17 protein-coding genes and 1 tRNA gene are annotated in these 15,938 nt (G+C 43.0%); all 18 read right to left on the reverse strand.

What is annotated here, in order from left to right; genetic code table 11:
- Positions 1-20: 20 nt before the first annotated feature.
- Positions 21-359: a DUF2818 family protein gene (locus NA59_RS02440; protein WP_044407392.1), complete on the reverse strand. Its 339-nt coding sequence runs from the start codon at positions 357-359 to the stop codon at positions 21-23.
- 69 nt (positions 360-428) lie between these two features.
- Positions 429-1,871, reverse strand: coding sequence for an NADH-quinone oxidoreductase subunit NuoN (gene nuoN, locus NA59_RS02445; RefSeq protein ID WP_044407394.1), 1,443 nt, complete (start codon positions 1,869-1,871; stop codon positions 429-431).
- Between the two features lie 20 nt (positions 1,872-1,891).
- A complete protein-coding gene (locus NA59_RS02450; protein WP_044407396.1) occupies positions 1,892-3,409 on the reverse strand; it encodes an NADH-quinone oxidoreductase subunit M in 1,518 nt (505 codons plus the stop codon).
- Between the two features lie 33 nt (positions 3,410-3,442).
- Complete coding sequence (nuoL, locus tag NA59_RS02455; protein ID WP_044407397.1) at positions 3,443-5,422, reverse strand: NADH-quinone oxidoreductase subunit L; 1,980 nt, start codon at positions 5,420-5,422, stop codon at positions 3,443-3,445.
- 6 nt (positions 5,423-5,428) lie between these two features.
- Positions 5,429-5,734 (reverse strand): NADH-quinone oxidoreductase subunit NuoK, encoded by a 306-nt coding sequence (nuoK, locus tag NA59_RS02460; RefSeq protein WP_044407399.1) that lies wholly within the window; start codon positions 5,732-5,734, stop codon positions 5,429-5,431.
- The gene (locus NA59_RS02465) at positions 5,734-6,375 is read right to left on the reverse strand and encodes an NADH-quinone oxidoreductase subunit J (RefSeq protein WP_044407402.1); all 642 of its coding nucleotides are present in this window, start codon (positions 6,373-6,375) and stop codon (positions 5,734-5,736) included. Before NA59_RS02465 ends, nuoK begins: the two co-directional genes overlap by 1 nt.
- Positions 6,376-6,397: 22 nt before the next feature.
- Positions 6,398-6,889, reverse strand: a complete 492-nt coding sequence (gene nuoI / locus NA59_RS02470; RefSeq protein WP_044407405.1) for an NADH-quinone oxidoreductase subunit NuoI — start codon at positions 6,887-6,889, stop codon at positions 6,398-6,400.
- A 12-nt stretch (positions 6,890-6,901) separates the two neighbouring features.
- Complete coding sequence (gene nuoH / locus NA59_RS02475; protein ID WP_044407408.1) at positions 6,902-7,963, reverse strand: NADH-quinone oxidoreductase subunit NuoH; 1,062 nt, start codon at positions 7,961-7,963, stop codon at positions 6,902-6,904.
- A 12-nt stretch (positions 7,964-7,975) separates the two neighbouring features.
- Entirely contained in the window at positions 7,976-10,075 is a 2,100-nt protein-coding gene (nuoG, locus tag NA59_RS02480) for an NADH-quinone oxidoreductase subunit NuoG (protein WP_044407411.1), read from the reverse strand.
- Positions 10,076-10,108: 33 nt separating this feature from the next.
- Entirely contained in the window at positions 10,109-11,389 is a 1,281-nt protein-coding gene (gene nuoF, locus NA59_RS02485) for an NADH-quinone oxidoreductase subunit NuoF (protein ID WP_044407414.1), read from the reverse strand.
- A gap of 4 nt (positions 11,390-11,393) precedes the next feature.
- Entirely contained in the window at positions 11,394-11,891 is a 498-nt protein-coding gene (locus NA59_RS02490) for an NADH-quinone oxidoreductase subunit NuoE family protein (protein WP_044407417.1), read from the reverse strand.
- Entirely contained in the window at positions 11,888-13,141 is a 1,254-nt protein-coding gene (locus NA59_RS02495; protein WP_044407420.1) for an NADH-quinone oxidoreductase subunit D, read from the reverse strand. The genes NA59_RS02490 and NA59_RS02495 overlap by 4 nt, the downstream gene beginning before the upstream one ends.
- A gap of 24 nt (positions 13,142-13,165) precedes the next feature.
- Positions 13,166-13,819, reverse strand: coding sequence for an NADH-quinone oxidoreductase subunit C (locus tag NA59_RS02500; protein WP_052501409.1), 654 nt, complete (start codon positions 13,817-13,819; stop codon positions 13,166-13,168).
- Between the two features lie 26 nt (positions 13,820-13,845).
- Positions 13,846-14,322, reverse strand: coding sequence for a NuoB/complex I 20 kDa subunit family protein (locus NA59_RS02505; RefSeq protein ID WP_044407423.1), 477 nt, complete (start codon positions 14,320-14,322; stop codon positions 13,846-13,848).
- Entirely contained in the window at positions 14,313-14,669 is a 357-nt protein-coding gene (locus NA59_RS02510; protein WP_044407425.1) for an NADH-quinone oxidoreductase subunit A, read from the reverse strand. Before NA59_RS02510 ends, NA59_RS02505 begins: the two co-directional genes overlap by 10 nt.
- A 57-nt stretch (positions 14,670-14,726) precedes the next feature.
- Positions 14,727-14,811, reverse strand: a tRNA-Leu gene (locus NA59_RS02515).
- A 7-nt stretch (positions 14,812-14,818) separates the two neighbouring features.
- The gene (gene secG, locus NA59_RS02520) at positions 14,819-15,136 is read right to left on the reverse strand and encodes a preprotein translocase subunit SecG (protein WP_044407428.1); all 318 of its coding nucleotides are present in this window, start codon (positions 15,134-15,136) and stop codon (positions 14,819-14,821) included.
- Positions 15,124-15,894, reverse strand: coding sequence for a triose-phosphate isomerase (gene tpiA, locus NA59_RS02525; protein ID WP_044407431.1), 771 nt, complete (start codon positions 15,892-15,894; stop codon positions 15,124-15,126). Before tpiA ends, secG begins: the two co-directional genes overlap by 13 nt.
- Between the last annotated feature and the right edge of the window lie 44 nt (positions 15,895-15,938).

The following is a 15,938-nucleotide window of genomic DNA, read 5'->3' on the forward strand; positions in this document are numbered from 1 at the left end:
AACGCAAGCCTTTTTTCAATTTAATTTTGAGCCTTCATTTTTTCATGACGATCAAGGTACATTTTGAGGTTATAGCGATAGATAAAACCTGGAAATGCAAAAATCATAAACAAGAACAGGTTAACAACATAAAACTCCCATTCTTGCGGTGCTATATTGCCCATGGCGGTTTTTTCGAGCAGGAAGGCTAACCCCCCCATTACTAAAAAATAAAGAAACCATTCGATCACGCCCACCACAAACGTTTTTTGCTTGTGAAGCGGGACAAAAATAAACAAACGATTGCCAAATATCCATGGAATGTTAGCTAACACGATGGCTGTAAACAACAAAACCCAAACAGCTTGATCTAAAGTCATAAAATTCTCTACCTGATTAAAAAGGCGCCTTGAGAGCGCCTTTATTATTTATTAATACAAACCTGCGAATTACATTAGCAAGCTGTTATAGGCTACGGCCATGAGCCAAGCTGGCATAATACCCAATACCAACAAGGATAAAGAATATACCGACACCCCTACAGACAGCTCACGCGTTGAAGCTGGAAGCGGTGTATCTTGCTCTGGTGCATCAAAATACATTACTTTAATAACACGTAAATAATAGAAAGCACCTGCAATAGCCGTCACAACGCCTATGATCGCTAACCACGTAAAGCCAGCCGCAATCACTTCTTCCAGAACAACAAGTTTTGCGTAGAAGCCAATAAATGGCGGCACACCTGCCATCGAAAACATAATAATTAACATCATAGCGGCTAACCATGGATTGCGCTTGTTTAAACCGGCAAAATCCTTAATTTGGTCAAACTCCATCCCTTTACGGCCTAGCGCCAAGATCATACCAAAAGCCGCCACACTGGTGATTGCATAAACAAGCACATAGAACATCGCGGCAGAATAACCTTCAGGTGTAGCGGCGATAAAACCAAGTAGCAAGAAACCGATATGCGCGATACCTGAGTAGGCTAATAGGCGTTTAAAGTTGGTTTGCGCTAGGGCTATCACCGTACCGATAACCATAGATAAAATAGCCATGATAATCAGCAACTGCTGCCAGTCTACAACCAGGCCTGGCATACCATCTACTAGTAAACGGTACACAATCGCAAACGCCGCAATTTTAGGTGCCGCAGCAATAAACAGGGTAACCGCTGTCGGCGCACCATCATAGACATCAGGCACCCACATATGGAATGGAACCGCACCCAGTTTAAACCCTAGCCCTATCACAATAAACACCACACCAAAAGCGAGAACCGTAGAGTTGGCTTTACCTGCTTCAATCACCGCTTTCACTTCAGGGATCGTTAATGTGCCTGTCGCACCATAAATCATTGACAACCCATAGAGTAACAAGCCAGTTGCCAAGGCGCCTAACACAAAGTATTTCATGGCGGCTTCTGTGGCTTTAGCAGAATCACGCTGCATGGCAATCATGGCATACATGGCTAATGACATGATTTCTAAACCGACAAACAAGGTGATGAAATTATAGGCCGAAACCATCACGAACATACCCAGAATCGCAAACAGGCCTAGCGTAAAAAACTCACCTTTGTAAAAATCATGGTTTTGCAAATACTCTTTAGAGAACAAAAACACACCAATAGAAACCAAGATAATAAACAGTTTCAACACATCCGCAAAGGCATCACGCACAAAGCTTTCGTTAAAGGTGACAGCCGTTTCAGAGGTAAAACTAAACAGTATCAACAATCCCACTATAACCAAAGAAGCTTGGGTTGCATAATAAGTCGCGTACTTGTAACGCTCTGACCAAAAGGTATCTGCAATTAAGATAAATGAGGCCAAAGCTAACAGCACCATTTCTGGCACTGCGGGGGTAAAATCTGGAATAACAAAATTCATAGTTTTAACTCACCTTATCTTTAATACAGTTTTGATGTGGTTGCTTGAATTAACAAGTTATCGACAGAAGCATGCATCACTTCTAACAATGGATTTGGCCATACACCCAAAAGCACAATAGCGAAGGCTAAAATCGACATAATAATAAACTCTCGACGATTTAAATCCTGAAGCTTCGCTACATTTTCATTAGCAACCTCACCGAAAAATACGCGTTTAATCATCCATAAGGTATAAGCTGCACCCACGATCAGCGTTGTAGCGGCTAGCACCCCCCACCAAACATTGGCTTTAAAGGCACTCAAGATGACCATAAACTCACCGACAAATCCAGAAGTACCTGGTAAACCTGCATTGGCCATCGCAAAGAGTACCGCAAAGAAAGTAAACCACGGCATGGTATTCACCACACCACCGTAAGCACCTATTTCTCGCGTATGCATACGATCATATAAGACACCAATCGCGAGGAACATGGCGCCAGAGATGAAGCCGTGAGAAATCATCTGTACCATCGCACCTTCCATGCCGAGTGCGGCCCCTTCAACAGAACCTGTATTACGTACAATGGCATAAACCACGAACATACCGAGTGTAACAAAGCCCATATGTGCAATTGAAGAATACGCGACCAGCTTTTTCATATCAGACTGTATCAATGCGATAAACCCAATGTATACAATAGCAATCAATGAGAGTGCAATGACCAATAAGTCCAAGGTCATCGCCGCATCAGGCGTAATAGGCAGACTAAACCGTACAAAGCCATAGCCACCCATTTTAAGCATGATCGCTGCTAACACTACAGAACCAGCTGTCGGCGCTTCAACGTGCGCATCAGGTAACCAAGTGTGGACGGGGAACATAGGAATCTTTACCGCAAATGCAATCAAGAAAGCCAAGAATATCAATATCTGCGCTGTCATGCCAATCGGCATGGCATGAAAGTCCAGAATGGAAAAACTACCGCTCTGAAAATACATGTATAAGAACGCCACCAACATGAATACCGAGCCAAGGAAAGTGTAAAGAAAAAACTTCATGGTGGCATAAACGCGACGTGGCCCACCCCAGATACCGATAACGATAAACATTGGAATAAGCAACGCTTCCCAGAATACATAGAATAGAATCGAGTCTAGTGCCGCAAACACACCGATCATTAGGCCTTGCATAATCATGAAGGCCCCCATGTACTGCTCTACACGTACCTTAATAACCGACCAAGCAGACGCAATAACCAAAATTTGAGTAAAAGTGGTCAATAAAATCAGTGGCATTGATAAGCCATCAACCCCCAAAAAATATTCTATATTGTATTGCGGAATCCAGCTCAAACGCTCAACAAACTGCATCGCTGAGGTTGTCGTATCAAACGCAAAATAGAGTGGTAACGACAAGATGAAGGTCAATATTGCACCGCCAAGTGAAAACCACTTAGCAAACGCAGGGCTATTACGCCCGGCAAACAGCACAATAAAACCAACGATAATCGGTAACCAAATAAGTGTACTAAGTATTGGATAGCCTAAAGACATGTAATCGTTTTCCTTTTTCTTATTATGCTTTAATTACCAAAGTGCCCAGATTAATAGACCCAACAGCCCAAAAATCATCACAAAGGCATAGTGATACATATAGCCTGTTTGAGACTCACGCATCATCTTAGCCAGACCCGATACCTTGTTAACGGTTCCGTTAACTAAACCCGTGTCAATGATACGCATATCCACCGACTTCCAGAAGAAGTGGCCTAGGCGCTTAGACCCGTTTACAAAGACGATTTCATTTAAGCGATCAAAACCATAGGCATGTTGCAACACATAATTACCACGCGTACATTTACTATTAATCCATGCTGGAATATCAGGACGCTTCATGTAGAAGAACCATGCCAAGGCTACACCTGCAAAGGCTAACCAGACTGGAAGGGACATAAAACCATGCAAAATAAAACCAACCACGCCATCATAGTACTTATCATAAACACTCGCCAAGACATCTTGGGCAGGAAGTACATAAATCGCATCGGCAAAGTAGCTTCCTGAAAGAATCGGCTGAATCATAAACAAGCCTAACAGAACGGAGGGTATAGCAAGCAAAATCAACGGCACCGTGACTACTTTTGGTGACTCATGAATTTTATGCGACTTCACATAATCACTTTCATTACCATGGAACACCAAGAAGAACATGCGGAAGCTGTAGAAAGCCGTCACAAACACACCCATCAATAAGAGTGCATAAGCAAAACTGGAACCGGCTATTTCACTTTCCCCTACCGCTAGCAGTATAGAATCTTTTGAGAAGAATCCAGCGAAGCCTGGGAAGCCTATCAATGCCAGCGAACCCAACAACATCGCCCAATAGGTAATCGGCATATGCTTCTTCAAGCCACCCATTTGACGAATATCTTGAATATGGTGCATTGCAATAATCACTGAGCCAGCCGCCAAGAACAATAACGCTTTAAAGAAAGCATGCGTTAATACGTGGAACATACTGGCCGCATAGGCCGATGCACCTAGTGCAGCGGTCATGTAACCCAACTGAGAGAGTGTTGAATAGGCTACAACCCGTTTAATATCATTCTGAATAATACCCAGCAAGCCCATCATGAATGCGGTGAGCGCACCCACAACAAGGATGAATTGAAGTGCCGCCTCAGACATTTCATAGGCTGGCGACAAACGTGCAACCATGAAGATACCGGCGGTTACCATGGTTGCCGCGTGAATTAATGCTGAAATCGGTGTCGGGCCTTCCATAGACTCAGGAAGCCACACATGCAGTGGCATCTGTGCCGACTTACCCATCGCACCAATAAATAGCAAGATCACCATAACCGTAATCACAGACCATTCAACACCTGGAATGAAGGTCATCATGGTATGTTCATGCTCTGACAGTTTATCAAAGAATTCTTGATAATCCATGGTGCCAAAATAAACAAACACCATCGCAATACCCAAGATGAAACCAAAGTCACCGACACGGTTAACTAGGAACGCTTTGAGGTTAGCAACCACGGCTGATTCACGCTTCATATAGAAACCAATCAACAAATAAGATACTAAGCCTACCGCTTCCCAACCGAAGAATAACTGTAAGAAGTTATTTGCCATCACCAACGATAACATGGAGAAGGTAAACAGAGATAAATAACTAAAGAAACGCTGATAATAAGGATTGTCATGATCATAGTCTTCATCATGATCCATGTAACCAATGGTATAAATATGCACCATCAAGGATACAAAGGTGACAACTAGCATCATGGTAGCGGATAAACTATCTATCAGAAACCCTATTTCAAAACGAATTCCATCACTGACCATCCAAGTGTAGAGTGCCGCATTATAAGTCTCTGCGCCATTAAATATATAATGATAGAACACATAGATAGACAGAACTGTGGACACAGCCACACTACCAATAGTAACGCTGTGAGCGCCCTTACGACCAATTTGACGGCCAAATAGACCCGCGGCGATAGCGCCAAATAAAGGGGCTAACATAATAATGGTTAAAATTAAGTGCAAATTACTCATTCGTCTCTACCCCTTCAATGAACCAAGATCATCAACATTGATGCTCTTACGATTTCGGAATACAAGAACAATAATGGCTAAGCCAATTGCTGCTTCGGCCGCTGCAACAGTCAATATAAAGAAAACAAATATTTGACCCGAAATATCATTCAAAAAGTAAGAGAAAGCCACTAGATTGGTATTCACTGCTAACAACATCAACTCTATCGACATCAACAGAATAATCACATTTTTCCTGTTTAGAAAAATGCCCGCCATACTCAGAGTGAAGAGTATCGCACTAAAAATTAAATAATCTGACAGTGCTACCATTACTCATCCTCCTCTTTTTTATTTTCTACAGGCTTTTCTTTTACAGGCTGCATTTTGATCATTTCAAAACGATCACGCGCTTGTGTTTTAACCTGCTTATCAATATTTTGATACTTCACTTCATGAGGTGGGCGACGACGAATAGTCAATGCAATCGCTGCAACAATACCGACAAGTAAAAGCACCGCCGCAAGAATAAAGGCATAAACATGTACGGTATAAAGTGCTAAACCGATCATGGTAGTATTGCTATGGTTGGCATCAAATCTAACAGGCTCACCGGTTACATCCATCCCAAAGTTATTCGGGCCCAACACCATATACATCAAAGCAAAAATACCCAATGCAGCCAATACACCTATGGGCAAGTAACGTATAAACCCTTCCTTCAGTTTGACAAGATTAATATCTAGCATCATCACAACAAACAAAAAGAGCACCATTACCGCACCGGCATAAACAAGTATCAAAACGATACCTAAAAATTCGGCCTGCGCTGTAATCCAAACACCTGCTGTCGCAATAAAAGCCAAAACAAGCCAAAGTGCCGCTTTGACAGGGTTATTAACTGAAATCATCATCAACGACGATATAACTGCAATCGCGGCTAATATATAAAAAATAAGTTGTTCAAAAGTCATAAAACTCGATTCCTAGGTAAGATTAGCGATATTTAGCATCAGCCGCACGATCAGCCGCAATCTGCGCTTCATGCTTATCACCAAAGGCCAATAATTTATCCTTGGTCATAATGTTTTCACCGCGCTGATGAAACTCATATTCAAACACACGCGTTTCTACCACCGCATCAACTGGACAGGCTTCTTCACAAAAGCCACAATATATACATTTAAACATATCGATGTCGTAACGCGTTGTACGACGTGAGCCATCTTCGCGCTCCTCCGCCTCAATGGTAATGGCATTGGCTGGACACACGGCTTCGCACAACTTACATGCAATGCAGCGCTCCTCACCATTGGCATATCTACGTAATGCGTGATGACCACGAAACCGGGGGGACAAGGGCGTCTTTTCCTCAGGGTAACGCACAGTAATTTTCTTTTTAAAGAAATATTTACCGGTAACAGCTAAACCCTTGAAGAGTTCAATAAGACCAAAGGTCTTTACTTGATGTTTAATAAATCCAATCATGTCAACCTCTTATCAATTAAACCAAGGGCCAATGCTAAAGTAGTGCATCACACCGACAACAAACACCCAAACAATCGTTAAGGGGATAAGGACCTTCCAACCCAAGCGCATTAACTGATCGTAACGATAACGCGGGAAAGTTGCTCTAAACCAAAGGAACAAGAACAATAAGAAAGCGACCTTCAAAAATAACCAGATAAACCCAGGAATCCAAGCGGTTAAGGGGTCTAAGACAGGAATGTTCTCAAATGGTGAATACCACCCGCCTAGAAACATAATAGCCGTCATAAAGGAGATAAGAACCATCATCGCATACTCAGCCAGCATAAACACACCAAAGCCCATCGAAGAGTACTCTACATGGAAACCTGCGACAATCTCAGCTTCACCCTCAACAACGTCGAAGGGGGTTCTATTCGTTTCTGCTAGACCTGAAATAAAGTAAACAGCGAGCATCGGTAATAAAGGGATCCAATACCAATTCCAAAAGCCACCCTGCTGACCATGTACAATTTCAGTCAGATTCATACTGCCGGCCACCATTAAAACAGTCACCAATGCAAAGCCCATTGCTATTTCATACGACACTTTTTGCGCCGAAGCCCGTAACGCGCCGAGAAAAGCATATTTAGAGTTGGAGGCCCAACCAGCAATAATAACGCCGTAGACCACTATGGAAGAGACAGCAAGTACATACATAACACCGACATTAATGTCAGAAACCACCGCACCTTCACCAAAGGGAATAACAGCCCAGGCTGCAACAACAGGCGCAAGCGCCAAAACAGGCGCGATGATAAATAGGTATAAGTTAGATTGCTGCGGACGAACAAACTCTTTCATAATGAGCTTAAGCGCATCTGCAAAAGGTTGCAAAATACCATTAGGACCTACTCGATTGGGCCCCATTCGCACTTGCATAAAACCGATGACTTTACGTTCTGCAAGTGTCAGAAAGGCAACCGCAATCATAATCGGCAATACGACAATCACAACCTGCAACACTAACGTCATTAAAATAGCCAACCAATCCCATAAGAAAATGCTTAGCCAACCTTGTAAAGCATTAAACATACTGATTTCCTTTTAATTTAATGGATTGGTTAATTGTGCATCAGGTGTCGCTTGCAATGCAGGTGAACGCCTAACCATTCCATCTACACTGTAGCAAGGCACTAAACTTGATGGTGTTGGTGTGATGACAGATAAATCAAGATTACATTGATAGTCTGGCTGTTTAATACTCAAGTTTAATGCTTTTATTTCGGCTAGCACCTCTGCCGTATTGGTGTAATCAAAGCCTTCAAGATCAAACATATTACCCAATACACGTAACACTTTCCAAGCAGGTTTTGCCTCACCCTTCGCGCTTGCAAACAATTTAAAGCTCTGCCAATCTTGTTGTATATTCACCAATGTACCCGCATTCTCTGCAAAGATGGCGATCGGCAACATAATATCCGCATAGTTTTGCTGAGATACTGAATCAAATGCTGTTAAGTTGATCACTAACTCAGCTTGCTGCATCGCGCGCAACGCTTGATCAGCCAACAAGCAATCAAATTCTGGCTCGATACCGACATTAATAAATACCTTTTTCCCATTTGCTAACCAATTTGTCAGATCAGCAGAATTTGACGCTAAAATCAAGTTCGCGCCTACCGTATTAGAAAATGCAGGAAGATCGCTAAAGCTTGAACCCGTTGTTTGAGCAAGTTGCGAAGCTAACTGTAGAATTTTGCTATAATGCACATCTGCTTGCGCTATCAAACCTAACATTAACGCAGATTTCTTACCCTTTATTAAAGAATTGGCGATAGCCGTATGTGTGGCGTTGAAAGTTACCGCGGCCAACTCAACCTGGTTGTCTTGATCTACCAGTTCATTTGCGGCTTTTAATATTGAAGCCAACTCTGAAACCAAGGACAGGGTATCAACCTGATGTTCAATACCCAGGTTATAATCAAGACCGCTCGGATTAACTACATTAACTTCACAACCATTTAATTGTGCTTTGCGTAATCGATTGTTAAGCAGTGGCAGGTCTTTGCGCAAATGCCCGCCGATCACTAGGACTGAATCCAGCGCTTCCACATCCGCTAGACGCATAGCAAGGGTTTGATTTATGCCATATTGATCAGCCGAAAAATCCTGTTGACGCAAACGATGCTCGATGTTGTTTATGCCTAAGGCATTGGCAAGCTTTTTAACAAGATAGACTTCTTCAAGTGTTGAATTAGGCGACAATAAAATAGCAATTTGCTCAGGATTAGCCAAGTAAGGCTTGAGCTTTTCTACCGTAACTTGGAGTGCAAGCGACCAATCCATCGAACTCCAATGGCCTTCCGCTTTTACTTTAGGCTGCGTCAGACGGTCTGCTGAATGAAGTGCTTCACAGGAAAAGCGATCGCGGTCTGCAATCCATGTTTCATTAATAGCTTCATTTTCACGCGGCACAACCCGCATCACCTCACCATTGCGCGTATGTACAAAAATATTTGAACCAATACTGTCATGCGGTGCTACCGTTGGATGGGCTTTTAACTCCCAAGAACGGGCTTTGTAACGGAAAGGCTTATTCGTTAAAGCACCAACAGGACACAAATCTATCATGTTACCCGACAACTCAGAGTCAATCGACTTTTCGATATAGGTACCAATTTCCATCCATTCGCTTCGACCTGTCGCACCGAGCTCTTTCAAACCAGCAATTTCCTGACCAAAACGCACGCAACGCGTACAGTGAATACAACGGGTCATGTCAGTTTGAATCAAGGATCCGACGTTACGATCACCGACGATACGCTTCGCTTCAGAATACTGCGACACATCATCACCGTAATCCATTGCAACATCTTGCAACTCACACTCACCGCCTTGATCACATATAGGGCAGTCTAAGGGATGGTTGATTAGTAAAAACTCCATCACCGCTTTTTGCGCCGCAATCGCTTTGGGCGAACGGGTATTGACCTTCATCCCATCTGTAACCGGTGTCGCACAGGCAGGCACTGCCTTCCATGCACCTTCAACATCAACTAAACACATACGACAATTAGCCGCAATGGATAGTTTTTTGTGATAACAAAAGCGGGGAATAGATATAGAGGCGCTATCGGCAACATCAATTAACATATCACCTTCACGCGCTTCTACAACTTGACCATTAATCTCGACTTTAACCATAATTAATTAACCTAATATTCATCGCTTATTCATTTAAGCGCGGTCGAAAATACTGCATCCGTGATCAATATAATGACGGAATTCATGTTCAAAATGTTGCAAGAAGCTTGCTACCGGGATCGCCGCTGCATCTCCTAATCCACAAATAACGCGTCCTGTAATTTTGCCGGACACATCTTTAAGTGTTTCAATATCTTCTGGTCGTCCTTTACCTTGGCGGATGCGCTTAACAACACGATACATCCACCCTGTGCCTTCACGACAAGGGGTACATTGACCACAAGACTCATCATAATAAAACCAAGTTAAGCGCTCAAGCGACTTAACCATATCCGTTTGGTCGTCCATCACAATCACTGAACCGGCACCTAAAAAAGAACCCGCTTTCGCAATCGAATCGTAATCCATGTTCATCGCCAGTGCTTTATCAGCCGGCAAAACCGCCGTTGAAGATCCCCCAGGAATGACAGCTTTTAATTCACGCCCTTTCCATACACCACCGGCTAAAGATAGTAAATCCTTGAAGGGTGTACCCATCGGAATTTCATAGTTAGCGGGTTTTTCTAAATGACCTGACATAGAAAACAATTTAGTACCGCCAGCACCAGGCACGCCTAGCTTAGCAAACCAGTCGCCACCCTTAGCCAAAATCATCGGGATAGACGCCAAGGTTTCAGTATTGTTAATGGTGGTTGGCTTGCCATAAAGCCCGTAACTAGCAGGAAAAGGGGGCTTAAATCTTGGCTGGCCCTTTTTACCTTCTATTGACTCTAATAGCGCCGTTTCCTCACCACAAATGTAAGCACCTGCACCTTGATGCGTATTTAAATCAAAGTCCCAACCAGAACCCAAGATATTATTCCCTAACATGCCGGCTTCACGTGCCTGCATAATCGCGCGGGTGAAACGATCATAGGGTTCCCAGAATTCACCACGAATATAGTTATAACCGACACTTGCACCAATAACATAACCTGCAATCGCCATACCCTCAATCAACTGGTGTGGGTTGTAGCGCATAATGTCACGATCTTTACAGGTACCTGGCTCACTCTCGTCTGAATTACAAACAATGTATTTTTGACCGGGCGAATGACGGTTCATGAAACTCCACTTCAAACCCGTTGGGAATCCAGCACCACCTCGCCCCCTTAAGTTTGAAACTTTAACCTCATCAATGATTTCTTGTGGGGTTAACTCACCTGAAAGCACTTGCTTCCATACTTGGTACCCCCCTTGAGAGATATAAGTATCAATATCCCAAGACTTGTCTAAATGATTATTACGGTAACAACATAAGTTTAATTCAACCATCTGATCACTCCAAGCTGTCTAGGATTTCATCTAAGCGTTGCTCAGTGAGGTTTTCATAAAAAGTTTTATCAATTTGCATCATAGGGGCATTCACACAGGCACCTAAGCACTCTACCTTTTTAATTGAAAATTTACCGTCTTCTGTTACTTGACCCACATCCACATCGAGTTTCGTTTTGAGATAATCCAATAATTCATCACTGCCACGCAACATACAAGAGATATTCGTACACAAACAAATTTTGTGGCGTCCAACAGGCTGGTGTTCAAAATTGGAGTAAAAGGTAGCTACTTCATACACGGAAATAGGTGTCATTTCAAGATATTGAGCCACCTGATCCATGATCTCTTTTGTTAAATGTCCACCATTTACTTCTTGAACAATTCGTAGCGAAGGAATAACAGCGGACTGCTTCTGATCTACAGGATAACGTGCTAACCAGCGGTCTATTCGCTTTTTAACATCACCTTGTATAATATTTAACGTATCTACCGAACTCATCGATCTATCTCCCCAAACACGATATCTTGAGTACCAATAATGGTTACCACATCCGCAATCATGTGGCCCTTGGCCATTTCATCTAAAGCAGCTAGATGTGGAAAACCCGGTGCACGCACTTTTAAACGGTAAGGCTTGTTCGCACCGTCTGAAACCATATAAATACCAAACTCACCTTTTGGGTGCTCAACAGCACTATAAGCTTCGCCTGCTGGCAATATAAAGCCTTCGGTAAACAACTTAAAATGATGAATCAATGCTTCCATATTGGTTTTTGCATCTTCACGCGACGGCGGCGTCACCTTGTGATCTGCGGCGATAACAGGGCCTGGATTATTTTTTAGCCACTCCACACATTGTTTAATGATTTTATTAGATTCACGCATCTCTGCGACACGAACAAGGTAGCGATCATAACTATCCCCTGTTTTACCGACGGGAATATCAAAATCCAGCTTATCATAAACTTCATAAGGCTGTTTTTTTCGCAAATCCCAAGCAATACCCGAGCCACGTAACATAGGCCCAGTAAAGCCAAGTTGTAATGCGCGCTCAGGTGATACAATCGCAATATCAACCGTTCGCTGCTTCCATATACGATTATCTGTCAAGAGCGTTTCATATTCATCCACATAACCTGGAAAACGTTGGGTAAATGCTTCAATAAAATCAAGCAAAGAGCCTTCACGCGTTTCATTAAGTTTATCTAGGTCACGACCTTGGTGCCACTTTGATGATTGATATTTCGCCATCGTATCAGGTAAGTCACGATAAACTCCGCCTGGACGATAGTAAGTCGCATGCATACGCGCACCAGATACAGCTTCGTAGCAATCCATTAAATCTTCGCGTTCACGGAAGGCATAAAGAAATACTGTCATCGCCCCAATATCTAGTGCATGGGCACCTAACCACATTAAATGATTGAGTATCCGAGTAATTTCATCAAACATAACTCGAATATACTGCGCCCGCTCCGGCACTTCGAGACCTAGCATTTTCTCAATAGCCATGACATAGGCATGCTCATTGGACATCATAGACACATAATCAAGCCTATCCATATAGCCAATAGATTGATTATAGGGTTTATACTCCGCCAGTTTTTCAGTACCGCGATGCAACAAACCAATATGAGGATCTGAACGTACCACCGTTTCACCATCTAGCTCGAGCACCAGTCTTAATACACCATGGGCTGAGGGATGCTGAGGGCCAAAGTTTAGGGTATAGTTACGAATTTCCGGCATAGCTATTCTTTCCTTCTCAGCAATTTAATGACGAATGACACGCGGGACATTCACTCTATTTTCAATGGTTACAGGTTCATACACCACGCGACCTTTTTCAGAGTCATAGCGCATCTCAACATGCCCGGTTAAGGGAAAGTCCTTTCGCAATGGATGACCGACAAACCCATAATCTGTAAGGATGCGACGCAAATCTGGATGCCCTGAAAACAAAATACCGAAAAGATCAAACGCTTCACGCTCAAACCAATTAGCACAATTCCAAACATCAACAACGGAGTCGACTATGGGCTGTTCGGTATTATCCGGATAAACTTTAATACGTATTCGATTATTATTACAAACCGAAAGTAGATGATAAGTAACACAAAAACGGCGTGGTTTTTTAAGCGTTTCATCTGACTCTATCTCATCAAAGTCAAATACACCACGACTAAAACCTGTATTACATGCTTGCGCACTTTCCCAATTAGCTATTCCATAACTTAAATAATCAACACCACATAAATCAATAAGCATATCAAAACCTAGTTCGAATCTCAGTTGGTTAAGAATGTTTTTTGAATTAGCTGGGGACACCTCAATCGTTAACTCGTCAAACTGAATTTCAGACGATAACAAACGGCCTTTAAAATGCGTATCTACTTTATTTTTTAAATCTAATACAGACTGTTTCATAAGGGCTACTCTTTGTAACACAAACACTATCTTGCAATAGTATTTGTGCGTCGAATTTTGTTTTGAAGTTGGATAATACCATAAAGCAAAGCTTCGGCTGTTGGAGGGCAACCTGGCACATAGACATCCACAGGTACAATGCGGTCACAACCGCGAACCACTGAATAAGAATAATGGTAATAACCTCCACCATTAGCACAAGAACCCATTGATATTACCCAGCGCGGCTCAGCCATTTGATCGTAAACTTTTCTCAAAGCTGGCGCCATCTTATTGACCAGCGTCCCCGCTACAATCATTACATCTGATTGCCGAGGACTTGGACGAAAAATAATACCGAAGCGATCAAGGTCATAGCGCGAAGCCCCTGCATGCATCATCTCAACAGCACAACAGGCTAACCCAAAGGTCATTGGCCAGAGTGAGCCTGTACGCGCCCAGTTAATGAGTTTATCTGCCGAAGTGGTAACAACCCCCTCTTTTAATACGCCTTCTATTCCCATTCTAGCGCTCCTTTTCTCCACTCATAGATAAATCCAACAACCAACAAGGAAAGGAAAACAGCCATTGACAACAAACCAAACAACCCTATTTCATCCAGAACAATGGCCCATGGAAATAGAAATGCAATTTCAAGGTCAAATATAATAAAAAGAATGGCCACCAAGTAAAAGCGGACATCAAACTTCATCCGTGAGTCTTCAAAAGGTTCAAAGCCACATTCATAAGGCGAGTTTTTCTCAGCATCAGGCTTATTGGGGGCTAGAACGAAACTCATCAGCAATGGCCCAACGCCAAATAACACACCAAGAACAACAAAAACAAGAATAGGTAAATAGTTTTCTAGCATAGGTTTTTTCCACCTTTTCTAGGATTAAAAACCCGGCAGAAGCCAGGCTTAAAAAAATGGTGCCGATGGCCGGACTCGAACCGGCACAGCTTGCGCCACTACCCCCTCAAGATAGCGTGTCTACCAATTTCACCACATCGGCTTTTAAATTAATTCGGTACAACCGGAATATCAGAACGCGCATCTCCCTCTTTTGAAGGTGCCTGCTGTTCAGTTACAACACTTTGATAGCCTTTGACTTCTTTACTTGCGACATAGGCCAAACTTAAACTTGTGATAAAAAACAATGTTGCCAAGGCCGCCGTCGTACGCGACAAAAATGTAGCTGTACCACGGCTTCCAAAAAAAGACTGAGAGGAGCCACCAAAACTAGCTCCGGCGTCCGCACCTTTACCATGCTGAATTAAAACCAACACGATAAGGACAAACGCAATAACGATATGAATCGCTAAAATTATTCCGAACATGCATCACCTGCAGCATTACAAATTGCTAAAAAATCAACCGCATTTAATGATGCCCCACCAATGAGTCCACCATCTATATCAGGCTGACTGAACAGTACAGCCGCATTGTCTGGCTTTACACTGCCGCCATATTGTATAATCAAACGCGCGGCAATGGCCTCATCTTGCTCTGCCACAAGACCTCTAATAAAAGCATGTACAGCCTGCGCTTGCTCAGGTGAAGCTGTTTTACCTGTACCTATTGCCCACACAGGCTCATAGGCCACAACCACATTTTCAAACGCTACAACACCGACTTGGTTCAGCACAGCGCGAATCTGAGCAGCCACTACCGCTTCTGTTTCTTCTGCTTCTCGCTGCGCCAAGGTTTCACCTACACAAAGAATAGGAGTTAAACCGGCATCTAATACCAACGCTGTTTTTCGTGCCACGTCTAGATCGGTCTCACCAAATAGTGTGCGACGTTCAGAATGGCCTACTATAACATAACGACAACCTAAATCTTTAACCATATCTACAGACACTTCGCCTGTAAAAGCACCTTGACCGGGTTCATTCGCAATATTTTGCGCACCCAGCTGAACAAATCCTTCACCTAGTGCTGTTTTCACCAGATCAATGTATGCAGCAGGAGGACACACTGCGACATCTACACCTTTTATCGAACCTAACCCAGCTTGTAAATCCGAGGCCAATGATATAACCATCGCCTTAGAGCCGTGCATTTTCCAGTTACCTGCAACAAATGGCTTTCTCACTAATCTAATCTCCAAGTCAAAACTCCGCTAATATTAGCGGCTTT

It is taken from the genome of Thiomicrospira microaerophila, assembly GCF_000934765.1.
Classification (GTDB): Bacteria; Pseudomonadota; Gammaproteobacteria; order Thiomicrospirales; family Thiomicrospiraceae; genus Thiomicrospira; species Thiomicrospira microaerophila.